This is a genomic window from Fictibacillus sp. Mic-4, from assembly GCF_049843615.1.
In the GTDB taxonomy this organism is placed as follows: domain Bacteria; phylum Bacillota; class Bacilli; order Bacillales; family Fictibacillaceae; genus Fictibacillus_A; species Fictibacillus_A gelatini.
The window spans coordinates 1-24,003 of record NZ_JBBHZM010000007.1; the positions used below are offsets into that span (position 1 = coordinate 1).

The window sequence follows — 24,003 nt, forward strand, 5'->3', positions numbered from 1 at the left end:
TTTTTACTTTAATTGTCGTTATGCTGCTTGTATTTCCTGATGTATCGGTTGCTGAAGCTTTTATTAACGTACCGGCTTTTTGAGGTTTTATTGAGATTTTTACGTTCCCTTTTTGATCGGCTTTCGCGGCTCCAATCGTTTTTTTGCCGACCGCTAGCTTAACCGTTGAATACGATTCAGCCTTACCCGTGACACTTTTCGTTTTTGAAGTGATGCTATTGATTTTTGGTGCTGAAGGTGCGGTCCGATCTTTCACTTTGACCGTTGCTGCAGGACTTTGTGTATTTGTTTTATCAACATAGTATATCGTCAGGCTACTATTTGCTTTTTGAATAGGAATGGATAGTTTGAAAGATCCTTTCGCGTCCGCGATCGCAGCTCCTATTCCTTTTGTTCCCGCTTTGACGGTTACGTTTGATCCGGGCAGCGCTTTGCTCCCGATTACATACTTATCGTTATCATCAACGGTGTTGACTGAAGGGGCATTTAATTTTTTTGTAATGTAGCTTGAAGAAATATAGTAGGTCTTTGTGCTATTTCCTGGTTTAACAGGATACCAGACAAATTGATTATGCCGACTGGAAACTTCATCATATGTAAAGTTCCCTGCAATTGTAAGTGTTGTTTGCTTCTTTATGGGCACACTGCTGCTATCTGTCGTCGGTTTTGAACGTAAATTTGCACTTTGCGTTGTTACAACAGCTTCTCCTTTCATAAATGAATACCTTGAAGCATTGAGCGGCTTTGTAATGGTGTACAACGTTTTCAGAAATTTAATGTTTTCGTTTGATTGCGGATCGTATTGAAAGTCTTTTGCAAGAAACGGGATAGGCGTCAATTTCATACTATCTAAAAAGCTGAATTCTTCAATATGATGGAATACTTTTTCCTGATACGCGTTCATGTTCTTTTTGCCTGTCGCTTGAACAATTGGACTGTTTTTTGGTTTCGTTCCATTATACGCCATCACTGGAAAGTACCAATTTTCGATTATATTGGACGTCATGCCTTTAATTTTCGGAAGATCGTTCCGTTTGTACATATTGGCTACTATTTCAACTCCGGCATTAATATTATAAACAACATCATTTTTCAATTTGTTCGTGTCATACCCTGTTTGATTGGTAATTTGCATGACTCCGATTCCTCCGTCAGGGGAGATAATCGACTTGCCGTTCGCATCAAATTGTTTCCAATCCCCGCTTTCCTGAGTTGCAATTCCTTTTACCACTTCAGGAGGAATTTTCGCCTTTATTGCGGCTTGTGTAAGCAAGCAGTTTATTTGTTGATAAGTTGGATTAACGCCTTGTTTCGGAACGTATCCACAAGCTGCTGCTTGAGCTGAAGCGGCGAAAGAAACATTCGGAAAAACTGGAGACAAAAGAAAAAAGGCCGTACTAAGCAATAGGGTCAGTTTACATTTACTAGATTTCATTGGGACTCCTCTCAAAATCTATTTTTCCGAATTATACCATAATGGAAGCTAGAATAGTATTTTTGCAGAAATAAAATCTTTTGAGAATAGAGCAATTATTCGTTTTGAAAGGGAACACTGTCCTAATTTTATGAGGATGTACTTGAAATCGGGATCGTTATACCCAAAACTCGTGGAAAGATACGAGAATTCCATGAATGGCTGACTTAAACGAAAAAATTATGTTCAAATCAGGAAGCATATTGTCCGTACTGGGTAACTTATTGTCCAAATCGGAAAGCATATTGTCCAAACTACAGGCTTTATTGTCCAGACAAGTGTTTATTGTCTGATCGGCAGAGTATACTGTCTGATCGAGAGAAATATTGTCCAAATTACAGGCTTTATTGTCCAAACTAAGAATTTTATTATCCAAACGTATTTATAAATGAAAAACAAGAGGCGAAATTGAATAGGTCAAAAACAAAAGCCGGAATGGCATTTTACACCACTCCGACTTTTAACAGTTTCAATTAATCTTCATGGTCCGGGGTTTCTGCTTTAACTGAAAGAACGCTGCCGGAAGTCGCATCAATTTTTACTTCATAGTCTTTTGATTTGCCTTGTATGTTAATTTCATAAACAAGCTTTCCGCGCTTCTTATCCAATTCGATATCGGTGACGGTTCCATTTTCTTTTGTCAAGGCAATGGCAGCTGCTTGATCGATGCTGATTTTCGCTCTTGCATTTCCAGGCAGGTCATCATCGACTTCTTTTGGTTTCACGTTAAGTACTTTTCCGGTGGCTGCATCGATTTTCACTTCATGAGCGGTCGTTTTTTCCTGAAGATCAATTTCATATATCATCTTCCCGTGTTCCTCGTCCAACTCAAGATCAACAGGAGTGCCTTTTGCGTGTGCCGAAGCAATGCTAATCGCTTGATCAACGCTTATCTTCGGGTTAACATTCTGGAGGTGATCTTCATGATCATCGCCATCGTGGCCATCTTCTTTTTCTACGCTAATCATTTTTCCAGTTTTTGCATCAAGGTTCACATCATATCGGTTGTTATGCGCAATCACATCCATATCATATACAACTTTTCCATCATCGTGATCCAATTCTTGTTTTGTCACTTTTCCTTTTAATTGATCGGCAACCATTTGCCTTGCCTGTTCTTTTGAAATTTTCACGTTTGCATTTGCGGCATGAACCACGACCCCCGCTGTTCCAATACCAGCTGCGAGCGCTAAGGCAGACGCAGAAACGATCCCTTTTTTCTTTCCAAATTTCATCTTAAAATTCCTCCTTGTTTTAACCTGTTTCTAGACTACCCGGCTAACATGAAACGATCATGAAAGGAAGATTAAAAGATGATGAGATTCATGAAGGCAATGTGATCGTAAAACTTGTCCAGCTGCCTTCCTTGCTTTCAACTCGGATGGTTCCGCCCAATCGATCTACGATGGATTTTGCTATCGACAATCCTAAACCAGAACCGCCCGTTTTTCGTTGCCGCGATTTATCAACCCGGTAAAATCGGTCAAATACCGCTTCTAATTCGTTTTCCGGAATGCCAATGCCGTAATCTTTTACAGTGATAGAGGCTCCACTTCCCGCACGTTGTACAAAAAGGTCAATTTCTTTTTCACTGTATTTGAGCGCATTATCAAGCAATATGAGAAGAACTTGTTCCAGCTTTTCCGGGTCGGAGCGGATGAAAAGTTCGTGATCCTCATGATGAATATGGATTGTCCGACGGTGAATCCGCCGCAGCGGCTGCAACATTTTTTTGCAAAAAGAGACGAGATCGATCGATTCTTTTTTTAGTTTTGTTTCTTCTTGTTCCTCTGAAGCAATGTAAAGTAATTGGCGCGTCAATGTTTTCATTCGGATCGCTTCAGAATAAATCGCATCGACCGCTTCCTTTTGAATGTCAGGATCGCTTGTTCCCCAGCGCTTTAAAAGCTTTGCGTAGCTTTCGATCACGGTAAGCGGCGTTTTCAACTCATGGGAAGCGTCTGCAAGAAATTGCTGCTGCCTGGTAAAGTTTTTCTCAAGCTGTCCGATCATCGCATTAAACGTGTCTGCCATCATATGGAGCTCGTCTTTCGACTTTTTCTCTATCTTAATTTTTTTAAAACTTCCGCTCTCTTGAATGTCTTTCATCGTATGGCTCATAGAAGCGATCGGTTTTAATAAAAGGTTTGACAAGAGCCTGCCGCCAATGATCGATAAAAGGAGAGCGACAATAGATGCTCCAAGTATAATCATCATTAATGTCGACATCGTCTTACGGAAAGCGTCAAGGCTCTCAGTGATTTCAATGTTCGCTCGAGGGTGATCCTCGTCCGGAATTGGAAGGCGGTAGGTAAGGCAAAAGTCGTCATCGATACGTACGATGGCAAAATCATCATCGTTTGAAAAATGAACGGGCAATTTTTTTAAATCATCATCATCACTGGCTTCATTTAGTACGTTGAGCCGAGAATCAATAATTCGAATCATGCCATCATCAGGCGTGTAAGGAGAAAGCAATTTCGAATCGCCCTTCAATAGCTCCGCTGTTTTATAGTTTTTCATTAAAAGTACAGCCTGACTTTCCAGCGTGCTTTTTTCTTGTTCCATTGATTGTTCATAAAATAGCAAGCAAACAAGGATGTTGACGATCAAAAGAAGAACAAGCAGAAAAAGGCTGGCGAAAAGCTGCAATTTTGTCCTGATTTTCATCAATCAATGCTCCTTCATACTGTAGCCGACACCTCGATAGGTTTGGATGAGCTTTTGGTCATAGTCATGGTCAATCTTTTTTCGTAAATAACGAATATAGACGTCAACCACATTCGTATCCCCTATAAAATCATATCCCCATACTTCCGTAATGATTTGCTCCCTTGTTAGTACATGGTTTTTGTTTTTCATTAAATAGACGAGCAAATCAAATTCTCTCGGCGTCAGTTCAATCTCATTTCCGGCACGCAGGACATCGCGGGTGCCTAAATGAACCGAAAGATCATTGACATATAACGATTGTGAATCTAAATGGGCTTTCCGGGGCTGACTTGTTCTTAAAGCTACCCGAATTCTAGCGAGCAATTCTTCGATTTCAAAAGGTTTCGTCACATAGTCGTTGGCTCCGTGATCAAGCCCGCTCACTTTATCCGGTACGGCATCTCTTGCGGTTAATAAAATGACAGGCGTATGTTCATCGGCCATTCGCAGGCGCCGTAATACTTCAAGCCCATTCAGTTCAGGGAGCATAATGTCGAGCAATATACAATCCCATGTTTCGTTTTTTGCTTTCTCTAACCCGGTTTTCCCATCAAAAGCGGTCTCGGTCTGGTAGCCTTCATAGTTGAGCTCAAGGCTCAACACACGGGCGATTTTTTCCTCATCTTCTATAATTAAAATTCTTCTATCCACATGACACGCTCCTCTCTATTGGAATTGTACCAAATCTATATTAAAAAATGATGAGAGCGACGTATTCAAAGCATTTCCAAAAAGTGTAGCGGAATTTTTCGAAATAAGGTACTTTTTAAATAGGAGAAAAATGATTGGACGTTTTACAAAGGGAGGGAATGTCGTTGAATCAGTATCTAATCGTTTCTATAAATGTCGGGAAACCATCAACATTATACACCGACGGGCAAGAAATCCAGACAGGGATCGTTAAGCGGCCGGTACATGCGCCTGTTCATCTAAAAACGTTGAACTTTGAAGGGGATGGCCAGGCGGATCTTGTCCACCATGGTGGGGCCGATAAAGCAGTTTGTGTCTATCCCCATGACCATTATGTATATTGGGAGAACGATTTGAAACTTACACTTTCGCCGGGAGCTTTTGGCGAAAATCTGACGGTAAAAGGATTAACCGAGGACAAAGTCCATATCGGGGACATTTTTCAATTGGGAGAGGCGGTCGTTCAAGTGAGCCAGCCGAGGCAGCCATGCTTTAAACTGGCAAAAAGGTACGGGATCAAGGAACTGCCGCTCAAGTTTCAAACGACCGGTTTCACAGGCTATTATTTTCGCGTGTTACAAGAAGGAATTGTTCGCGAGCGGGATGCACTAAGCCTTCTCGAAGAACATCCTATGAAACGATCAGTACAGTACGCCAATACGATCATGCATCACGATAAGAAAAATCGTGAGGGGATTGAGATGCTATTAAACGTCGATGCGTTATCGGCCAATTGGAGAGCAACATTTGAAAAAAGACTTCAGGGAATTGAGCCGGATGCGTCAAAAAGGCTCGAAGGATAAATTTTTACATAGGAAAGGATGATAGGTATGTTTCAAAGTTTGGAAGAGTTGACACGCCATCCAGTGTTTCATTATTTTCAAGAAATATCCAATATCCCGCGATGTTCCGGACATGAAAAAGAAATTAGCGATTATTTAGTCCGGTTTGCGAAAGAACGAAATCTTGAAGCGATTCAAGATGAAGCGCTTAATGTGATCATTAAAAAACCGGCAACAGAAGGATATGAACAAGCCCCGGTTGTCATCCTCCAAGGGCATATGGATATGGTTTGTGAAAAAAATCAAGGGACAAAGCATAATTTCGAGCATGATCCGATTCGCCTGAAGCTTGAAGGGGACATGCTGTACGCGACGGATACAACACTTGGCGCGGACAATGGGATTGCAGTTGCCTATGCTCTTGCCTTGCTTGACTCAAACGAAATTCCACACCCGGCTCTTGAGGTCGTGATCACGACAGAAGAAGAAACAACGATGACCGGAGCGATTTCCGTTGATCCGTCCCATTTTACAGGTGAACTTTTCATTAACCTAGATTCCGAAGAAGAAGGAAAACTTCTTGTCAGCAGTGCGGGAGGTGTGAAAGGAGACCTTGTTATTCCGATCAGCTGGACCAACGTCACGCACCCATTAACTGCTTGCCGCCTGAGTATACGAGGCTTAAAAGGCGGACATTCCGGAATGATGATTGATAAAGAAAGAGGAAATGCGAACAAACTTCTCGGACGGGTTCTTTATGACCTGTTTAATGAAGGATCGTTTCTATTATGTGAAATTAATGGCGGCTTGAAATCCAATGCGATTCCGCGGGAAGCGGACGCTATCCTTTTAGTGGAAGATCAATTGATCGGGAAAGTAGAGCAAAAAATAAAAGAATGGAATGATCGATTGAAGACCGAGTTGCGCGTATCCGACCCTGATGTCTCGCTACTCTTTGAAAAAGTAGAAAGCCCTATCGGCAGCAGGGCATTTTCGAAAGAAACGACGGAAAAAGTGATTCACGCGCTCATGTTAACTCCAAATGGCGTTCAAAAAATGAGTTTGGATATTGAAGGGCTTGTGGAAACTTCAACCAATCTCGGTGTCGTCGCTACGTCAACGAAAGAAGGGGAAGTCGTTTTTCAAAATGAAATCCGCAGTTCCGTCAAAAGCGAGAAGGAATATATCCTCAATCAGGTGAAGGCGCTGGCGGAGGTATTACACGGTAAGCTTGAGATCAGCGCGGGATATCCGGAATGGGCGTACAAACCTGATTCGGCCATCCGCGAGCTATGCCAAAAAGTCTATAAAGAAATGTATGGAAAAGAAGCAGAAATTGTCGCCATTCATGCGGGGCTTGAATGTGGTGTATTTACAGAAAAAATCCCCGGTTTAGATGTGATTTCCATCGGTCCTGACATGTACAATGTCCATACGCCGGATGAGCATATAAGTATCACTTCTGCCATTCGAACGTGGGAGTACTTGCTTGCCGTTTTAAAAGATATGAAGAATTTAAAGAAGAAAAATAGAAAAGCCTTGCATATGGAATAGTTTTAAGGAATAATGTAGTCTTGTAAAAACAAAAATGTTTTCTAGGGTTCCGCAAATCTCATTTGGTCTGGTCCGAGAGAAAACTCACAGCTAAAGCTGTGCCACGGAGGGATAAAAGCCCGGGAGATATCATCAAGCGATATCTTCCGGGCTTTTTTATTTAAGGTTCCGAACAACTAGAAAGGGGAGAGAGAAATGAATGTCAATTGGATAAATGTGTTTGTCGCCGCATTTTTTGAAGTGTTCTGGGTGATCGGGCTAAAGCACGCCCATACGCCACTTGCCTGGGGCGGGACGGTCATTTCGATTTTGATCAGCTTTTATTTAATGATTATGGCAGGGAAAGTGCTGCCTGTCGGGACGGTTTATGCCGTATTCGTTGGAATGGGAACAGCAGGGACGGTGTTTGCCGAAATGGCCTTTTTCGGAGAGCCGTTTCACATAATCAAGCTCGTTCTCATTTTGATTTTGCTTGTCGGGGTGATCGGTTTGAAAGTCGTGACGGGCGATAAAGAGACAAAAGAGAAAGGGGTGGATTCATAATGGCCTGGGTTTCACTTATACTAGCGGGGCTCTTTGAAATGATAGGCGTGACGATGATTAACAAATGGCACCACGATCGAAAGTGGACATCTTTTATTTATTTACTAGCCGGATTTGGCGCAAGCTTTTTGTTTCTTACGATTGCTATGAAAACATTGCCGATGGGAACGGCATATGCGGTATGGACGGGAATAGGCGCGTCAGGAGGAGCGATTCTCGGGATGGTGCTATACGGTGAATCGAGAGACTGGAGGCGCATTTTCTTTATTGCCATGGTTCTGTTCGCTGCGATCGGGTTGAAATGGATTTCCTGAAATAAAAAATGCCGTAAAAGAGTACTTTCGGAAGTTAAAATGTAAAGAAGACAAAGTTTATTGTCCGGATCTAATAGTTTATTGTCCGAAACTGACACTTTCTTGTCCGGATCGTACATGTTATTGTCGAAATTTAACATTTTATTGTCCGAACTCAACATTTTATTGTCTAATGGATAGCTGAAAGGGCAGTAGCTACGAAAAAAGGGCGGCCAGTGAAAGTCATTTTCCAATAACTTTCCTGGCAGCCCTTTATGAAATTTATCTACTTGCCATAAACTCCTCAATTTCTTCAACAGTACGGATAATGTCTCTGGAAAGGTTTTCATAGCCGTCTTCGGTGACAAGAATGTCATCCTCGATGCGGATGCCGATGTTTTCTTCTTCGATATATAGGCCAGGCTCCATCGTGATGACCATTCCCGGCTCCAATACCCGCCCCTGGTACGTTCCGACATCGTGCGTGTCAAGGCCAAGGAAATGGCTCACGCCGTGGTAATAATACTTTGCGATTTCGGAGTCTTCTTTGATCAAGCCAATTTTTTTGCATTCTTCAGCAAGCACCTTTTTCGTATGTTCATTCAGCTCGGCAAATTTCAAACCTGGTTTGACAAGCTCCGTCGTTTCTTTCAACGCTTTTAAAACAATGTTGTAGATTTGTTTTTGCCGGTCGGTAAATTTGCCGTTTGCCGGGAAGGTGTAGCTAATGTCTGCATTGTAGTAATCTTTTTGAGCGCCGAGATCGAGCAAAATCAAATCCCCGTCCTGGATTTGCGCGTCGTTGTCTTCGTAATGGAGGACGGTCGCATTTTTCCCGCTTGCTAAAATTGTGTTGAACGCGTGGTGCTTAATGCCGGACGATTTTAGCGTGAAATCGAAATGGGCTTCGAGCTGATATTCCATCATTCCTTCTTTCGCATGTTTCATCACATTGTAAATGCCGTTTTTCGTCACTTCGATCGCTTCTTTAATTTTTTCAACTTCTTCGCCGGATTTAATGACGCGCAGCTCACAAATGATCGGGTAGCTATTAGCGATTGTAAGGTGCGGATAGCTTTCTTTCACTTTGTTCGCAAAAACTTGTGTTCGTGAGAGCGGGCGGTCCCATTCGCGGCGTTCAAGATCTAAATAAAGATGACCCACATTTTCATTAAAAAGGGTGCGGGCAAGTATCGTTTCGAATTGGTCCAAATAAAAGATTTTCTTAATTCCGGAAATCGTTTCGGCTTCTTCCTTCGAAACGGTTTTGCCGACCCATTTTTCCATAACGGGATCCGATTTTTCAATAAATAACATTTCATCAAGCTTGTCATTCACTTTTTTCAGAAACAAGATGACATTTGGCTCATCGATTCCGGTCATGTAGTAAAAATTCCGGTTCGGTACAAACTTATAGCTTTCATCCGCCGATTTTTGCGGGGCGCGCCCGGCAAACAATAACGCAATCGATTGGTCAGGCAAATGTTTCGCAAATTTTTCTCTGTTTTGAATAAAAAAAGATGGTTTCATTCGTTGCTCTCCTTCAGTTTTATTTCCACCCTTTAAAAATTAGATAAAGAAGCCGAAAAATCCTTTTTCTTAAACAAAATGAAAAAACAGCGTGGACGCTGTTTTTCACTAAGCAGTTCTCGAACGCTTCGGGCTAGCCGGTTTTCGATTGGCCAGGCTGTTCAGGACCATGCCGGCCATAATGACGATCATTCCGACTAAGGAAATGCCTGTCGGGAATGCCCCATTTAATAAAACGACCTCTCCAAGCACGGTAAATACCATCGTTCCGGATTGCGTCGACTCGACAGCGGCCAAGAGTGTCATGTTGTTTTTCGCCATGTCAGTGGCAAGGAAGAAAAGAAGGCTCGCTGCCACTCCTGAACATAAAGCGAGAAGCAATGCCTGGCTGAGCTGCGCTTTAGACGGCAATCCGACGGTCGCTGTTCCATAAATGGCAAACAAAATGGAAACGGGCAGGCTGGAGAGGGCCATTCCTAATGTGCGCTGGAACGTATCGATTCTTCCCTGGCACAATTCCATCATTTTGCGGTTGCCGAGCGGATACAAAAAAGCGGCGATAACAACAGGCAAAAATCCTAATAAAAATGCCTTCAAGCTAATATGGTCCGCTTCTTTCGCCTGCATGAAAACAACCCCGATTAAAATGACGAGCGATATTTTTACACTTTTTAAAGGAATCGTTTGCCGGATTTTTCGCTCGCCTTTTTCAGTATGGACAGTAACGAAAAACAAAGGGGAAAGCAGCGCCCCGGCCAGGATCGTCACCTGCCACGTTCCAGATGTTAACCATGCCGGTCCATATACGGCGGCAAAGCTTAACAATGAATAAAATCCAACACCGCCGACAGTCCCCCATAAGAGCCACTGAAACGGATGCTTAATCATTTCCGTCAACAATTGTCTTCCATTTTTCCGAAGTGCTACAATAATAAAGAGAAATGGAATAGCGAGCAAAAACCGCAACGAAGCAGTCCAGGCCCAGCTCGTTCCCGATAAATTCATTGCCCGATTTATAATAAACGTTGCAGAAAAAAACATGGAAGATAAGATCCCAACGACTATTGCTCTCATAAAAGTTCACCTCTTATTTTTTATCTACGGTATATCATAGTATACTAAATTAATAAAAAAGTAAATTAAAATATACAAAAGGAATGTATAAGAATGAAATGCAATGATGATGAAACGAAAAAACTTATCCAATGTGTAGGATCGACCTTAAGGCAATTACGAAAAGAGAAAAAGCTCAGCTTAGAAGAATTAGCCGCAAAAACGGGAGTCAGTAAATTAACGCTGGGGAATATCGAACGAGGGGATACGAATCCGACAATCGGAATGATGTGGAAAATTTCAAACGGGCTTTCGGTGCCATTAATGGCATTGTTAAAGTCTGAAAATAAAGTAATGCTTTCACGGGCAGGAAAAGGGCCACGATTTTCAGGTGGGCCCGGGTGGATAATGGAGCCCCTTTTTTCGAATATGAGTGAAGGGCTCGGGATGTATCGCGCTTTCTTAGATCCTGAGTGCAAATATGAACCTGAACAGCATCATGAAGGCACAACGGAAATCGCAACGGTCATGTCAGGAAGCATTCAACTAACGATCGGAATGGAAACGTACACACTTGAACAATATGATTCCATCCAATTTACGGCCAGTGAAAAGCACACTTATGAAAATGTATCCGACCAACAAGCCGTGCTTCACTTGACGATTTCATATCACTAAAGAAATTTTGGCCGTAGCAAAGGCAGAGGCGCTTTGGGCTATGGGCGTTAAATTGGCACGGGACCGATTCGTCGTCTAGCTGCCCAATTTATTTATCTTATGCATAAATAGAAGGCCGCTAAATCGCGACCTTTTTTGCATGGATCCGTGTCCAAATGCGGAGGGAAGAAAGGATGGCGCCGATCAGGCATATGGTGAATGCGGCCCAAAAGACAACATGAAGGGCATTCATCATTTGTTCCGGCTGATCGGTTGAATGAGAAGAGAGCGATCCTAAATGCCCGCTCAATTGATGAAGTCGAAACGAAAAGAGCGAGACGGAAAACGTTGTTCCAAGAACCATCCCGACATTGCGGATTAAGGCGTTTAACCCGCCCGCTGATCCTAGCTTTTGTATTGGAACCGCACCCATAACGCTTGAATTGTTCGGCGATTGAAACAGGCCGTGCCCGATTCCGAATAGGGAAAGATGAAGGGCGACAAGCCATGGACTTTCACTTTGTGTCAATGTAGTAAGAAGACCGAAACCGAGCGCATTAATGAGCAATCCGCCAGTTGTTAAAAAATGAGAGCCGAATTTGTCAGACAGCCAGCCCGAGATAGGCGCGATGACCGCCATCACTAACGGATAGGACATCATCGTGTAACCGGTGAGTTCAGGCGAGTAGTGCAAAATATTTTCCATATAAATCGGCATCATAACGTTCGTACAAAAGATCGCGATAAACGATAATAAGGCCGTAATGTTTCCGATCGCAAAAGCGCGGATTCGGTATAAGGAGAAATCAAGCATCGGAAAGCTTGTCTTTCTTTCCCATGAAAAGAAAAACACAAAGGAACAAATTGCGTTGATCATTCCCATTTTAACGAAAAGCGACCCCCAGCCCTGGACTTCCGCGTTGGACAGCGTGTAAAGAAAGCTGATCATTCCGACCATAAAAAGGACCGACCCTAAATAATCGAACGGTTCATGTATTTCTTTTATCTTGTCTTTCGGCAAAATAAACCATCCGGCGAGAAAGCCGATCAGCCCGATCGGAAGGTTCATTAAAAAAATGGACGCCCACCCGAAATGTTCAATCAGCAAACCGCCAATACCAGGTCCCGTTAATGAACCGAGGGATACCATCGTTCCGGTAATGCCCATCGCTTTTCCTCTTCCGCCTTTTGCAAAAGTGGAAGCGACGATTCCCTGGCTGTTTGTCATAATGCAGGATGCGCCGATCGCTTGAACAATGCGCGAAATAATAAGCGTGGCCAAATAGTGGGACAGCCCGCACATAAGCGAACCTGCAGTGAAAATAAAAAGTCCGATCGTATACACACGGCTCCGCCCGAATAAATCGGAAAACTTTCCGATAATCGGCAATGTCGCGCAAATCGTTAAAAGGTAGGCGGTCAAAACCCATTGAACCTCATGAAGTGGCGCATTCAGTTGACTTGAAATGGACGGCAAGGCGACGTTTGCGATGCTGCCGTCTAAGGTGGACATAAATGTGCCGATTGAAACATTCGCCAATATAAGCCACTTTCGCCCGTTTTTTTCTTCTATTTTTCGCTCATCGATTAGTCTAATCACAAAAATGTCTCCTTTAAAAAATCATACCGTTTATAGTTTAACCAAATGAATGTTTAGAATGAAAAAATCAATAAAATTCGGAATATATGGTACAATAGTCTTAAGTTTCCGAAAAATCAGTATAGAGGAGGCATGTTATTATGATGAACACGCCATTGGTATTGCATGGGTTGATTGATCGCGCAGAAAAGTATTTTCCGAAGAAGAAAATCATCTCAAGAACACACTCTAAAATTCACCGATTGACGTACAAAGAAGTAGCCGAAAGAACCCGGAGACTAGCAAGCAGTCTTGAAACACTCGGGGTTAAGCGGGGAGACCGCGTCGGAACGCTCGCCTGGAACCATCACCGCCACCTTGAAGCTTATTTTGCGATTCCCTGTATGGGGGCAGTTCTACATACGATTAATATCCGTCTTTCTCCTCAAGACCTCATTTATGTAATCAATCATGCTGAAGATCAAGTTCTGCTTATTGATGAAGACATCCTTCCGCTTATCGAAGCGATTAAAGATCAGCTTACAACCGTTAAGAAATTTGTTGTTATGTCAGATGAAACATCTTTGCCGGCTTCGACAATCGAACCGCTATATTCGTATGAACAATTAATAGCGGCTGGAGATCCCGATTTTTCGTACCCCGCCGATATTGAAGAAAATGATCCGTTAGGGATGTGCTACACGTCCGCAACTACAGGTAAACCAAAAGGCGTTGTATATACCCATCGCGGCATTGTGCTTCACAGCATGGCGCTTGGCCTTGCCGATACGACGGGCATTTCCGAATCGGATGTATGCATGCCTGTCGTGCCGATGTTTCATGTGAATGCGTGGGGAACGCCATTTGCCGCCACATGGTTTGGCACGACTCAAGTGTTGCCGGGCCCGGCTTTTACCCCCAAATTGCTTGCCGAGCTTATTCAAAACGAAAAAGTAACAATTACCGCAGGTGTTCCGACCATTTGGCTCGGCCTGCTAAAAGAGCTGGAAGCGGGATCATACGATATGAGCAGCCTCCGCGGCATCCTTTGCGGAGGATCGGCTGCGCCAAAAGGAATGATCCGGGCGTTTGAAGAAAAACATAAAATTCCGTTTTACCATGCATACGGGATGACGGAGACGACACCGCTTGCCTTATACTCCAGATTAAAAAGCTATCAATCGGATCTAACCGGGGAAGAGCGCCTTGAAGTTCTTGCTAAACAAGGGATTGTTGTTCCAGGCCTCGATGTGAAAATCGTCAACGAAAACGGCGAGGTTGATTGGGACGGAGAGACGATGGGCGAGCTATTAATTCGCGGGCCGTGGATCGCTTCCGAATATTATCGTGACGATCGGACGAGTGACTCGTTTAAAGATGGCTGGCTATATACGGGCGATATCGCCACCATTGATGAAGAAGGAAACGTAAAGCTTGTTGACCGGACAAAAGATGTGATTAAAAGCGGAGGGGAGTGGATTTCTTCCGTTGATTTAGAAAATGTGTTGATGGCCCATGAAGCCGTGTTTGAAGCGGCGGTTGTCGCTGTTCCCCATCCAAAATGGCAAGAGCGCCCGGTTGCCTGTGTCGTTTTAAAGGAAAAATACAAAGACAACGTAACAAAAGAGGAGCTGCTCGACTATTTAAGACCGCAATTCGCGAAATGGTGGCTTCCGGACGACATCGTGTTTTTAGACGAAATTCCGAAGACGTCCGTCGGGAAATTTTTAAAAATGGCATTGCGGGATCAACTTAGGCAGCACTTGTCTGTTTGATTCTTCGTACAAAACCTGATCATTTTTTATGCTTGCAGGCTGTTTCTGCAAGCTTTTTCATTTTCGAAAATAAAATCTTTACCATTTTGTAATCGGTTGACAAAAATAAACATTAGAAAGCATATGGCCAGAATGAGAGACTTTTTAAATTTTATGAAAATAAATACTTGTAAAAAATGTATGAATAGGTTATATTACTATATTAAAAATAGCTTTGCTAGAGAGATAGGGGTAGGTAGTATGAAAGTCATCGAAAAAGTCAGTTCATTTGCCGGGAAAACATTTACGCTCTGGGTATTATTGTTTGCCGTTATTGCGTATTTGGCGCCAGATCATTTTACGTGGATTGGTGGATATGTCGTTCCGCTGTTAGGACTTGTCATGTTCGGAATGGGGCTGACGATTTCCGCGGCAGATTTTAAGGAAGTTTTCAGGCGTCCGAAAGACGTCGCATTAGGTGTCATCGGCCATTATCTTGTCATGCCGCTGTTGGCATTTTTATTAGCATACTTGCTTAAATTGCCGCCGGAAATTGCGGTTGGGGTGATCCTCGTAGGATGCTGCCCGAGCGGGACCGCTTCGAATGTCATGGTATTTTTAGCGAGAGGGGATGTGGCGCTTGCCGTTGCAATTGCATCTGTCTCAACGCTTTTAGCTCCTATCGTCACGCCATTATTGATTCTTTTATTGGCCAGCAAGTGGGTAGACATTAACATCTGGTCTTTATTTGTATCCATTATTCAAGTTGTCATTATACCGCTGGCACTTGGATTTATCGTGAAAAAGTTTTTTGGCAAACAGGCGGAAGCAGGGGCGAAAGCATTGCCGCTCGTATCCGTAGTGGCAATCGTCATGATCGTCAGCGGCGTCGTAGCGGGAAGCCAGGCGAAACTGGCTACGGCAGGGCCGATTATTTTCGCCGTTGTCGTTCTTCATAACGTTTTAGGTTTCCTTCTTGGATTTTTCTTTGCCCGCCTGTGCGGAATGGATCTGGCGAAACAAAAAGCCGTGGCCATGGAAGTCGGCATGCAAAATTCCGGGCTCGGGGTCGCGATCGCTACAGCCCACTTTTCTCCGCTCGCGGCCGTCCCAAGCGCCATCTTCAGCGTCTGGCACAATCTGTCCGGCTCAGTTTTAGCGTCGATCTTTAGCCGCATGCGAGGGAAGAAAGAGCAAGTTGATGAACATAAAATGAGCAGTTGAGCCCAGCTTAATGCTAATGAAAAAAGTAGTTCGATTTGGAGTGTTTGTTCTCCAGCATCGAACTACTTTTTTAAATTAGATCTTCTCAATAATTGTAATCGTTTCGTCCTTACGCAGAAAATGCTTTGGTTTCACAACCGTTTCATCCACTGCAATTTTTCCCTCTTTGATCAACTGTACAATTTGAGAACGGCTTACGTCTTCAATATGTTGTGATAGCAATGCATCCAGCCGCCATTTTCCCTCTACATTCTCAAGCGAAATCACGACCTTCTTAATTCCCGTTTTATGCAATGAGAGCAAAGAAAACGCTTGAGGCTGATGTTCATTCATTTCCGTTTTCGTTTCGTCCATTGAAATTTCTGTTTTTGCTTTATACATGTCAAGTTTTCGATTCCATGTATGGCCATTCGGGCGGCACTTGTAAATAGCAAACTGATAAATGTTTTTCCCGTTCGCATTATGCCTGAGTATGCCTGAATCAAGAAGCGGAACTTTCTTCTTGCAATTATGACAATATCGCTCAATCGTTTTGTTCGTTACACGTTGTTGAAGGTTCCAGATCATATGGAATGTACTCATTTCTTTCACTCCTTATATCGTTAAGGAGCGTAATCGTGTTGATGGAGATATGAAGTTTTTTAAACAGCCAAAAAAGCGGAGCACCCCGATAAAGGTCTCCGCTAAAAAGATCGGTTCACTTACGCTCCTTGTAATGGGTAATAAAGGGCACACTGCTCCCCTGGAATAGAATTTAAAAAATTCAACGAGGGCAATGCTATGCACTTTACGTTTATTCCATTACAAAGACGTTGGCATAAAGTTAATTCTCCTTCCGAAATATCTCCAATACTAGTATATCATGCATTCCGTAAAATGGAAAGAATTAATGGTGGATTATTCTGAAAAATAGGTATTAGTTGAAGAAGGACGAATAAAATAGTGAACCTAGAATCATAACTTATATACGAAATGAAAGAAAAAGAATGATTTTTTACGTATATGAAAGGAAGGGCAATCAATGACTACAAAGACAGTAGAACAAGAAGGAAAACTAAAAATAGAAATGATTTCATCTACACCAAATGCAAGAAAAGTGGCGTTCACCGCTATTCGGACGTGTTATTCACCCAATGTGCCATCCGAATTATTTGACGGAGCAGAATATGAAAAATACGAACAGAAACAAGCAGGGGATGGACAAGAAGGAACCGATGCTGACCGCCTGTTCCGGCACATTGTCGGGAGCGGCCACACATCAACATTAGAACACATCCAGTTCACGTTTGCGATTGAAGGTCTGTCCCGTTCAGCTCTGGCCCAATTGACCAGGCATCGCGTCGGTTTTGGATATAGCGTGCAGAGCCAGCGTTATGTGTCTGATGCAAGCGACAAAAAGAAAGGCGGTTTCCAGTTTGTCATTCCGCCAAAAGTGCAAGAAAACCGTGATGCATTGAATGTATATCTTCAAACAATGGAGCGCCTGCAAGAAGCATATGATGCCTTAAGAGATTTAAAAATCCCGGGCGAGGATGCCCGCTTTGTCCTTCCAAATGCGGCGGCAATCAATTTGACGATGACCGTTAATTTAAGGGCTTTGCTCGACTTCTATGCAAAGAGAAGAAAAGGGAGCGGAGCCCAGTGGGAAATCGCAAATTTTGCCGAAGAAATCCGCCGGATCGTTGTGGAACAGGAACCATGGCTTGCCCCATATTTTGAAGAAAGTAAAAAGAAGTAGCCCTGATAAAAGATTAGGAGATAAATACAACAAATTATTTACAAGATGGGGTGCTCAATTTTTGAGAAAGAATTATAAAAAGCCTGATCCAACTGAAAATATTTCATTCTATAAAGAGGCGACAGTTCGAAGCTTTCATCTTTCCTTGTACGATAATTTTAAACAGGTCAATACGAGAAGAACAATAGTTAATGCGCGAAATGAGACGGATGGACTAAACTTTGGGTAAAATGAAAAGGGAATAAAATTGATTGGGGGTCTGGAATATGAAATATGATTTTGATACTGCTATTGACCGAATGAAAACGGCATCGGTCAAATGGGATGATGCGGAAAATTTATTTGGTGAAAAAGACATTTTGCCGATGTGGGTGGCGGATATGGACTTTAAGGCTCCCGCGCCGGTCATCGAAGCGTTGAAGGATAGGGCCGAACACGGCATTTTCGGCTATACCATGAGACCGGAGTCGTATTATGATGCGGTAGCAGGTTGGATGGAGCGAAGGCATTCGTGGACGATTGAAAAGGAATGGATTTGCCATTCTCCAGGAGTCGTACCGGCTTTAAGTTTCATCGTTGAAGCATTTACACAACCTGATGATAAAATCGTCATTCAAACACCGGTATACTATCCGTTTACAAAAGTCGTCGAGCAAAATGGACGCAAGCTTGTACATAACCCTCTTAAATTTGAAGATGGACGTTATGTGATGGACTATGAAGATTTAAAAATAAAAGTCAGCGATCCTAATGTGAAAATGCTTATTTTATGCAGCCCTCACAATCCGGTAGGCCGCGTCTGGACAAAAGAGGAGCTGATAGAACTAGGCCAAATTTGCATTGAAAACAACGTTCTTGTCGTTGCAGATGAGATTCACTTTGACCTTGTGTACAAGGCGTATCAACATACTCCTTTTGCGTCGATCTCAGAGGAGTTTGCCAACCATTCAATTATTTGCACCGCACCAAGTAAGACATTTAATCTGGCCGGCTTGCAAATTTCGAATATCATCATCCCAAACAAGAAATTAAGATTGACGTTTTCAAAAACAGTTGAAAATCATTTTATCGGACTATCCAATACGTTTGGCGTAACGGCGACCGAAGCCGCATACCGTCATGGTGATGAGTGGCTTGACCAGTTGATGGATTATTTGCAAAAGAACCTGGAATTCATGACCGAATACATTGAAAGCCACATGAGTGAAATCAAAGTCATTAAGCCAGAAGGGACGTATCTCGTCTGGCTCGACTGCCGCGCACTAGGAATGGGTGCAAAAGAGCTGGAGCGCTTCATGCAAAAAGAAGCGAAGGTCGCTTTTGATGAAGGCTATATTTTCGGGAAAGAAGGAGAAGGGTTTACGCGGGTCAACATCGCGTGCCCCCGTTCTCTATTGGAAGAAGCCCTGAAACGAATAGAAAAAGCGATCAAGACGATTCGCTAAGAACCGAAGCAGCAATTGCTTCGGTTTTTCGCCTTAATCGAAATATATCAGCCACTTTTATCAATTTATCAGCCGATCAACTAAAAAATTCCAACTTTTCAATGTAGTGATCAAGGACTTTGCATGAGACCGAAAAACAATCCGTAGCAGCTGGCATTTAAAAGAAAGGTTACACTCGCGGCAATGATCATTCCTTTCATCACATTCTTTTGATTTTTTTTGGAAGCATTCATCGCCAAAGGCACCACATATAGGAGCTGAACAAGTCCGATTGCTAGAATAAAGGGGTAAAAAACAATACCAATGATGCTGACAAGAATGTTAATCCCTGCGATCAAGAAAAATCCTTTCGTAATCTCTTTTCCTCCGCCATTTTGATTCTCGGATTCCATCCCTTACACCCCCATTAAGATTGTTCAACAGGCATCGGCTCGATCTCCGATTTTAGCTTCTCTAACAGCTTTTCTTTATCATCCCTGTAAAACATGTTATACGTATCAAACGGAATGATTCTTCCATCGGGGTGGACGATGTGGACGCATGATTTTTTTACCGAACGAACGTCAAAATTGTACGGATCGAGAAACTGCATAATTATGACGCGGAACACATTGTCATAGCCGATTCCTTCTGGCACCCGGGCAAGCGGCAAGCAGCAAAGCAAGCTTTTAAGCGACAAAGCCGACGATTCCGGTGAATGGCTTGTTGAAAACAATGAAAACACACGGTCTCTGATCGTTTCATCCTGCTCAAAGACAATGGTGTTTCGGGAACCCTGGAGCAGCACTTCTTTATCGATCAACCCGGTTAGCGGGATAACCTTGCCGCCCAATTTTAGCGCATAGCCCATCGCCAGGCAATCCGGATGGCACGGAACAGGAATGATGTCTTCGGCTTGAAAAACATTGGATTGAGCTATAATTTGCTGGCGAACTTCGCTGAGCGTAAGGCGATCTAAGGCCGGATCAAATTGCTCCAGACGCCCGGCAGCCTGAATTGGTTGAAAAGTAACACCGCGTACAGCAGGCTGTTGTAAGCCGAACTGAATAATTTTTCCGATTTCATGGTCATTCAACCCTTTTTTCAATGTGACGACAAGGGTTGTTGAAATGTTAAATTCGTTTAAATGGGCCAGCGCTTTTTCGCGAATAATGCGTAAATCGGCCCCGCGCAGCTCTTTTAATACTTCGGCTTCAAAGCTATCAAACTGCAAATAAATTTCAAATCCTGGCTTATATTCGGCAAGGCGTCGGACAAATTCACGATCGCTGGCGATTTTCACTCCGTTGGTATTGACCATAATGTGCTTGATCGGTCGAGCTTTGGCAGCGTCCAAAATAGCGAAAAAGTCAGGATGGATCGTCGGCTCCCCGCCGGAAATTTGAATGATGTCCGGCTCTCCTTCATTTGAGACCACCGCATCCATCATTGCTTCAATTTGCTCCAGGCTGCGGAACGTTTTTCGATCAGGAGAAGATTCGGCATAGCAAATCGGGCATTTTAAATTGCACGATTCGGTTACCTCAATTAATGTAAGACAACTGTGCTGTTCATGATCTGGGCATAATCCGCAGTCGTACGGGCAGCCATAACGAATTGGCGTATTAAAGCGAAGAGGCATTTCGGCGGGCTTTAAATAGTTGCGGCACAGTTTATAATATTCTGCATCATTGGAGAGCAAAACCCGTTCATGCCCATGGCGGGGACAACGCTTGATCATATACATGCTTCCGTTTTGTTCGATTATTTTTCCTTCTACTTTTCGATAACAGGTCGAGCAAATGCTGTTCGTCAATTCATAGAAAACATACGGTCTATTTGGCATTGGTAAATCCCCTTTCATTGGATTTCTTAACTAAGTGAACAAGTTGTGGAACAAATTTGAAGTAGTAAAGTAGGCCGAAGAGACATGCGATTTGAATCGAACCTAACCCGAAATAATCGCGGGGGTAGGGTTTGATAAAATCAATTACAAAACGAAAAACGAAATAAGCAATCATAAACAGCTTGAAAAGGTCTCCTTCTTGATGAGGGACTTTCCGTAATATGAATAGAAACCATCCTAAAAGCACGAGAAAAACAAACTCATAGGCTTGAGTTGGATGGCGGTTGATGCCGTCGCCAAAATCAATTCCCCACGGAAGCATAGTCGCATTTCCATATGTATTGTCACGTAAACCGGTTAAAAAGCAGCCGATCCTGCCGATAGCCATTCCAAAAATAAGCGGAAGGACAATGTCATCTCCTGTGGAAGAATGATAGTTTGCATGTTTCTTCGCGGCTTCAACACCGATCAGGCCGCCAAGCAATCCGCCGACAATCGTTTTTCCTTCCAGCCAGAAAGCGGCTGACGAAAGTGGATGACTTACATGTGCTAAAAGAATCGAAGGGTCATAGAACCAGGCAAGGATCTTTGAACCAAGCGCGGCGCCTAAAATGGCTCCGGTAATGACCGACCAGGCTACGGAAGCGGGCATCAGCCCCGGCCTTCGAAAACGGAGATACAGCCGGAACCCGACAAAATAGGATAATGTTTCAAAAACAAAGTGAGGATGGAGCTTAATGGGACCGAGATGAATCCACACCGGAAAGTCCAAGCGAACAACTCCTTTCGAAAAATGTAGTTGGTTCTTATTTCCTATTTAAAAGCAAAAGGTGAAGCTTGAAAAGTACTATCTTTTTCTAGTACCCTTTCAGCTAAGAAAGTTCTTATTTAAAAATAGAAGCAAAAACAGGATCAAACTTCTCTAGTGTCGTGCTATTTCATGGCCTTTGGACAATAAACAGTGGATTTCCGACAATAAATCGTTTCCATCGGACAATCAATGGCCTGTGTCGGACAATAAAATGAGTGGTTTTTTCGCTTATTGTCCAAAAGTAAGATGTTATTGTCTAAACCGGATGACTTTTTGTCCAAATAAGAGCATTTATTGTCCGAGAACGAAATCATTTTAAATGATGTAACGATTCGTGATCGTTTTTCCTCATTTCACAGATCTAACGAGGTGTTCTTTCGAGTACTGAAATTCAAACTATTTTTCTAGAAGGGGCACTAGTACCCTTTCCAGAAATATCGTGATGGTTGCCATTTATCATAATTATCTCGAAAGATACACCAAATCTTTATAAACTGGCAATCTTTCACAGGGTCGGAATTGCCACCTCATCGACACAAAAAAGAAAGAGAATTTATTGCAAAAAGGATAGAATTCTTATAAGCTATAGGGGATTGAGCATTTACTTTCTTTTTTAAAGTAGCATACAAGTGAATGAGGTGTTAAAGCAGATGAAGAAAAAGCAAGACAATGCGACAAAATGGACAATTGGAATCGTCATCGTGATCGTACTCTGTTTTGTTGGCTTTTTCGTTTATAGCAAAATGTCGCAAAATAACGAGGCGGCAGCCGATCAAATTGATTATAAAAATCAGCCGTTTGAGGGGGACAAGTCAGCTCCTGTCAAGATAGTCGAATTCGGAGATTATAAATGCCCGATTTGCAAAAACTTTAATGAAAGCTTTGTCCCGCAAATTAAAAAAGATTTTGTCGATACAGGAAAGGCAAAGTTTTACTTCATGAACTATGCGTTTATTAACGTTGATTCAACCAGGGCGGCGTTGTTTGCGGAAACCGTTTATAACGAGCTGGGTGATGATACGTTCTGGAAATTCCATGAAGCTCTTTATAGTAAAACACGGGAAGAAGACGAGAAAAAAGACGTTTTTACTGAAAAGACGTTGGCGAACCTATTAAAACCATTTGCCTCTGAAAAAGAGGTTCAAAAGGTAGTAAAAACGTATCAATCGAACAAAGCGAAAGCCGCGCTCGATAAAGACGAGTCTTATGTAACGAAATTAGGCATTACCGGAACGCCTACGGTCTTTATTAACGGCAAGAAGTTTACGGGTCAAACGTATGAGGATTTTGCGAAGCAAGTGAAAAAAGCGGAGAAGGAGTAAGCGAAGGTGAACAAACCTTTATTGATCGCCTGGGTAGCGGCCGTCATCGCGACATTAGGCAGTTTATTTTTTAGTGAAGTAATGCATTTTATCCCATGCACCTTATGCTGGTACCAGCGAATCGTAATGTATCCGTTAGCCATTCTTTTAGGCATTGGTTTTTACCTGAATGACCGGTCAATTTATCGGTACGTTCTTCCGCTGACGGTTATCGGCATGTTAATTTCCGGCTATCATTACGCGCTGCAAAAGCTGCCGTTTATGCGAGAATTTGAAACGTGCACTTCCGGCGTGCCGTGTTCGGGGGAGTACATTAACTGGCTTGGATTTATAACGATTCCGCTATTAGCCTTCATCGCTTTTACAATCATTACGATATCGATGGTTTTTGTTATAAAGCAAGAACGTCAAAAATAAAAAGCAAGAATATAAGCCTATGGATCGCGTTCCATAGGCTTATGTAATCGTTCGGGAATCAATGACTAAATAATAGGAGCATTCACAATTGCCTATGTTGGTGAATTGATGGTAAACATCCGCATCAAAATAGATCGAATCCCCTTCATTTAAAACATGTAGTTTTCCGTTTAGTTCTAAATTCAGAGTGCCGCTTGTAACGGTGATGTATTCTTTCGTTCCTTTAGGATGGGGCGGGAACTTCCCGGAAGATTGGCCGGCCGGGATAATATTTAAAATAAACTCGATCCCTTTGGCAGGCAAAATCGGAGATAATACATGGCGCTCAAATCCGCTTGCCGGATCTTTATACGTATATCGTTGATCTTTCTTTATCATAATAACTTCCTGCTCCTCATCTTCCCCGAGCAATTGGGAAACAGTGACATCAAGCCCTCTCGCAATTTCTGCCACAACAGCAATCGTCGGGTTTTTTTCGCCTCGTTCTATTTTCGATAGCATCGAACGGCTGACACCGCATTTTTGCTGGAGTTCATCTAACGTTAAGTCCCTTTTTTTTCGTTCTTGTTTTAATCGTTGACCAAAATTCATCGTTAAAAG

The 24,003-nt window shown here is 42.8% G+C and carries 23 protein-coding genes and 1 riboswitch; of the genes, 11 read left to right on the forward strand and 12 right to left on the reverse strand.

What is annotated here, in order from left to right; genetic code table 11:
* From WD019_RS07115 to WD019_RS07130, 4 genes are all read right to left on the reverse strand, one after another.
* A partial coding sequence (locus tag WD019_RS07115; RefSeq protein ID WP_425711054.1) for an Ig-like domain-containing protein occupies nucleotides 1-1,435 on the reverse strand: 1,435 nt, incomplete at its 3' end.
* Nucleotides 1,436-1,947: 512 nt separating this feature from the next.
* The gene (locus WD019_RS07120) at nucleotides 1,948-2,709 is read right to left on the reverse strand and encodes a PepSY domain-containing protein (protein WP_425711055.1); all 762 of its coding nucleotides are present in this window, start codon (nucleotides 2,707-2,709) and stop codon (nucleotides 1,948-1,950) included.
* Nucleotides 2,710-2,797: 88 nt separating this feature from the next.
* Nucleotides 2,798-4,144, reverse strand: coding sequence for an ATP-binding protein (locus WD019_RS07125; RefSeq protein WP_425711056.1), 1,347 nt, complete (start codon nucleotides 4,142-4,144; stop codon nucleotides 2,798-2,800).
* Between the two features lie 3 nt (nucleotides 4,145-4,147).
* Nucleotides 4,148-4,837, reverse strand: a complete 690-nt coding sequence (locus WD019_RS07130) for a response regulator transcription factor (protein ID WP_026676292.1) — start codon at nucleotides 4,835-4,837, stop codon at nucleotides 4,148-4,150.
* A gap of 164 nt (nucleotides 4,838-5,001) precedes the next feature.
* Here WD019_RS07130 and WD019_RS07135 point away from each other — a divergent pair, with 164 nt between their 5' ends.
* From WD019_RS07135 to WD019_RS07150, 4 genes are all read left to right on the forward strand, one after another.
* Nucleotides 5,002-5,679 carry an MOSC domain-containing protein gene (locus WD019_RS07135; RefSeq protein WP_425711057.1) on the forward strand — a complete coding sequence of 226 codons (678 nt, stop codon included), beginning with the start codon at nucleotides 5,002-5,004 and terminating at the stop codon, nucleotides 5,677-5,679.
* Between the two features lie 27 nt (nucleotides 5,680-5,706).
* The gene (locus WD019_RS07140; protein ID WP_425711058.1) at nucleotides 5,707-7,212 is read left to right on the forward strand and encodes an aminoacyl-histidine dipeptidase; all 1,506 of its coding nucleotides are present in this window, start codon (nucleotides 5,707-5,709) and stop codon (nucleotides 7,210-7,212) included.
* A 30-nt stretch (nucleotides 7,213-7,242) separates the two neighbouring features.
* A riboswitch (guanidine-I (ykkC/yxkD leader) is annotated at nucleotides 7,243-7,340 on the forward strand.
* Nucleotides 7,341-7,407: 67 nt separating this feature from the next.
* Nucleotides 7,408-7,755 (forward strand): DMT family transporter, encoded by a 348-nt coding sequence (locus WD019_RS07145; RefSeq protein ID WP_425711059.1) that lies wholly within the window; start codon nucleotides 7,408-7,410, stop codon nucleotides 7,753-7,755.
* Entirely contained in the window at nucleotides 7,755-8,069 is a 315-nt protein-coding gene (locus tag WD019_RS07150; protein WP_026676288.1) for a DMT family transporter, read from the forward strand. Before WD019_RS07145 ends, WD019_RS07150 begins: the two co-directional genes overlap by 1 nt.
* 261 nt (nucleotides 8,070-8,330) lie before the next feature.
* Here the strand turns inward: WD019_RS07150 and WD019_RS07155 are convergent, their stop codons facing one another.
* Nucleotides 8,331-9,578 carry an aminopeptidase P family protein gene (locus WD019_RS07155; RefSeq protein WP_425711060.1) on the reverse strand — a complete coding sequence of 416 codons (1,248 nt, stop codon included), beginning with the start codon at nucleotides 9,576-9,578 and terminating at the stop codon, nucleotides 8,331-8,333.
* Nucleotides 9,579-9,686: 108 nt separating this feature from the next.
* Nucleotides 9,687-10,652, reverse strand: coding sequence for a DMT family transporter (locus tag WD019_RS07160; protein WP_425711061.1), 966 nt, complete (start codon nucleotides 10,650-10,652; stop codon nucleotides 9,687-9,689).
* A gap of 93 nt (nucleotides 10,653-10,745) precedes the next feature.
* Here WD019_RS07160 and WD019_RS07165 point away from each other — a divergent pair, with 93 nt between their 5' ends.
* Complete coding sequence (locus tag WD019_RS07165; protein WP_425711062.1) at nucleotides 10,746-11,309, forward strand: helix-turn-helix domain-containing protein; 564 nt, start codon at nucleotides 10,746-10,748, stop codon at nucleotides 11,307-11,309.
* Between the two features lie 118 nt (nucleotides 11,310-11,427).
* On the opposite strand, the gene WD019_RS07170 is transcribed toward WD019_RS07165, so the two are convergent.
* A complete protein-coding gene (locus WD019_RS07170; protein WP_425711063.1) occupies nucleotides 11,428-12,888 on the reverse strand; it encodes an MFS transporter in 1,461 nt (486 codons plus the stop codon).
* A 140-nt stretch (nucleotides 12,889-13,028) separates the two neighbouring features.
* On the opposite strand from WD019_RS07170, the gene WD019_RS07175 reads away from it, so the two are divergent.
* Together WD019_RS07175 and WD019_RS07180 are read left to right on the forward strand one after the other, a co-directional pair.
* Nucleotides 13,029-14,642 carry a long-chain fatty acid--CoA ligase gene (locus WD019_RS07175; protein WP_425711064.1) on the forward strand — a complete coding sequence of 538 codons (1,614 nt, stop codon included), beginning with the start codon at nucleotides 13,029-13,031 and terminating at the stop codon, nucleotides 14,640-14,642.
* 240 nt (nucleotides 14,643-14,882) lie between these two features.
* A complete protein-coding gene (locus WD019_RS07180) occupies nucleotides 14,883-15,845 on the forward strand; it encodes a bile acid:sodium symporter family protein (RefSeq protein ID WP_425711065.1) in 963 nt (320 codons plus the stop codon).
* A 75-nt stretch (nucleotides 15,846-15,920) separates the two neighbouring features.
* Here WD019_RS07180 and WD019_RS07185 read toward each other — a convergent pair whose 3' ends face one another.
* A complete protein-coding gene (locus WD019_RS07185) occupies nucleotides 15,921-16,427 on the reverse strand; it encodes a S4 domain-containing protein (protein ID WP_425711066.1) in 507 nt (168 codons plus the stop codon).
* A gap of 484 nt (nucleotides 16,428-16,911) precedes the next feature.
* Between WD019_RS07185 and thyX the strand changes: the two genes are divergently transcribed.
* Both thyX and WD019_RS07195 read left to right on the forward strand, forming a co-directional pair.
* Entirely contained in the window at nucleotides 16,912-17,583 is a 672-nt protein-coding gene (gene thyX, locus WD019_RS07190; RefSeq protein ID WP_425711126.1) for an FAD-dependent thymidylate synthase, read from the forward strand.
* A gap of 266 nt (nucleotides 17,584-17,849) precedes the next feature.
* Nucleotides 17,850-19,028 carry a MalY/PatB family protein gene (locus tag WD019_RS07195; RefSeq protein ID WP_425711067.1) on the forward strand — a complete coding sequence of 393 codons (1,179 nt, stop codon included), beginning with the start codon at nucleotides 17,850-17,852 and terminating at the stop codon, nucleotides 19,026-19,028.
* Between the two features lie 110 nt (nucleotides 19,029-19,138).
* Here the strand turns inward: WD019_RS07195 and WD019_RS07200 are convergent, their stop codons facing one another.
* Genes WD019_RS07200 through WD019_RS07210 form a run of 3 tightly spaced genes read right to left on the reverse strand, consistent with a single transcriptional unit; the run spans nucleotide 19,139 to nucleotide 21,625 of the window.
* Nucleotides 19,139-19,420, reverse strand: a complete 282-nt coding sequence (locus WD019_RS07200) for a hypothetical protein (protein WP_035349792.1) — start codon at nucleotides 19,418-19,420, stop codon at nucleotides 19,139-19,141.
* A gap of 14 nt (nucleotides 19,421-19,434) precedes the next feature.
* The gene (locus WD019_RS07205) at nucleotides 19,435-20,853 is read right to left on the reverse strand and encodes a radical SAM protein (protein ID WP_425711068.1); all 1,419 of its coding nucleotides are present in this window, start codon (nucleotides 20,851-20,853) and stop codon (nucleotides 19,435-19,437) included.
* Entirely contained in the window at nucleotides 20,843-21,625 is a 783-nt protein-coding gene (locus WD019_RS07210; RefSeq protein WP_425711069.1) for a prolipoprotein diacylglyceryl transferase, read from the reverse strand. The genes WD019_RS07205 and WD019_RS07210 overlap by 11 nt, the downstream gene beginning before the upstream one ends.
* Before the next feature lie 689 nt (nucleotides 21,626-22,314).
* On the opposite strand from WD019_RS07210, the gene WD019_RS07215 reads away from it, so the two are divergent.
* Nucleotides 22,315-22,986: a DsbA family protein gene (locus WD019_RS07215; RefSeq protein WP_026676278.1), complete on the forward strand. Its 672-nt coding sequence runs from the start codon at nucleotides 22,315-22,317 to the stop codon at nucleotides 22,984-22,986.
* A 6-nt stretch (nucleotides 22,987-22,992) separates the two neighbouring features.
* On the forward strand, nucleotides 22,993-23,403 hold the full coding sequence (locus WD019_RS07220; RefSeq protein ID WP_026676277.1) for a disulfide oxidoreductase: 411 nt from the start codon (nucleotides 22,993-22,995) through the stop codon (nucleotides 23,401-23,403).
* A gap of 39 nt (nucleotides 23,404-23,442) precedes the next feature.
* On the opposite strand, the gene WD019_RS07225 is transcribed toward WD019_RS07220, so the two are convergent.
* A complete protein-coding gene (locus WD019_RS07225) occupies nucleotides 23,443-23,994 on the reverse strand; it encodes a helix-turn-helix domain-containing protein (protein ID WP_425711070.1) in 552 nt (183 codons plus the stop codon).
* Nucleotides 23,995-24,003: the final 9 nt, after the last annotated feature.

Excerpts from the sequence above, each read along its gene's own strand:
- WD019_RS07120 (WP_425711055.1), bottom strand. The coding sequence starts at position 2,709 with ATGAAATTTGGAAAGAAAAAAGGGATCGTTTCTGCGTCTGCCTTAGCG.
- WD019_RS07125 (WP_425711056.1), bottom strand. The coding sequence starts at position 4,144 with ATGAAAATCAGGACAAAATTGCAGCTTTTCGCCAGCCTTTTTCTGCTT.
- WD019_RS07140 (WP_425711058.1), top strand. The coding sequence starts at position 5,707 with ATGTTTCAAAGTTTGGAAGAGTTGACACGCCATCCAGTGTTTCATTAT.
- WD019_RS07145 (WP_425711059.1), top strand. The coding sequence starts at position 7,408 with ATGAATGTCAATTGGATAAATGTGTTTGTCGCCGCATTTTTTGAAGTG.
- WD019_RS07150 (WP_026676288.1), top strand. The coding sequence starts at position 7,755 with ATGGCCTGGGTTTCACTTATACTAGCGGGGCTCTTTGAAATGATAGGC.
- WD019_RS07155 (WP_425711060.1), bottom strand. The coding sequence starts at position 9,578 with ATGAAACCATCTTTTTTTATTCAAAACAGAGAAAAATTTGCGAAACAT.
- WD019_RS07160 (WP_425711061.1), bottom strand. The coding sequence starts at position 10,652 with ATGAGAGCAATAGTCGTTGGGATCTTATCTTCCATGTTTTTTTCTGCA.
- WD019_RS07165 (WP_425711062.1), top strand. The coding sequence starts at position 10,746 with ATGAAATGCAATGATGATGAAACGAAAAAACTTATCCAATGTGTAGGA.
- WD019_RS07175 (WP_425711064.1), top strand. The coding sequence starts at position 13,029 with ATGATGAACACGCCATTGGTATTGCATGGGTTGATTGATCGCGCAGAA.
- WD019_RS07180 (WP_425711065.1), top strand. The coding sequence starts at position 14,883 with ATGAAAGTCATCGAAAAAGTCAGTTCATTTGCCGGGAAAACATTTACG.
- WD019_RS07185 (WP_425711066.1), bottom strand. The coding sequence starts at position 16,427 with ATGAGTACATTCCATATGATCTGGAACCTTCAACAACGTGTAACGAAC.
- thyX (WP_425711126.1), top strand. The coding sequence starts at position 16,912 with ATGATTTCATCTACACCAAATGCAAGAAAAGTGGCGTTCACCGCTATT.
- WD019_RS07195 (WP_425711067.1), top strand. The coding sequence starts at position 17,850 with ATGAAATATGATTTTGATACTGCTATTGACCGAATGAAAACGGCATCG.
- WD019_RS07200 (WP_035349792.1), bottom strand. The coding sequence starts at position 19,420 with ATGGAATCCGAGAATCAAAATGGCGGAGGAAAAGAGATTACGAAAGGA.
- WD019_RS07205 (WP_425711068.1), bottom strand. The coding sequence starts at position 20,853 with ATGCCAAATAGACCGTATGTTTTCTATGAATTGACGAACAGCATTTGC.
- WD019_RS07215 (WP_026676278.1), top strand. The coding sequence starts at position 22,315 with ATGAAGAAAAAGCAAGACAATGCGACAAAATGGACAATTGGAATCGTC.
- WD019_RS07225 (WP_425711070.1), bottom strand. The coding sequence starts at position 23,994 with ATGAATTTTGGTCAACGATTAAAACAAGAACGAAAAAAAAGGGACTTA.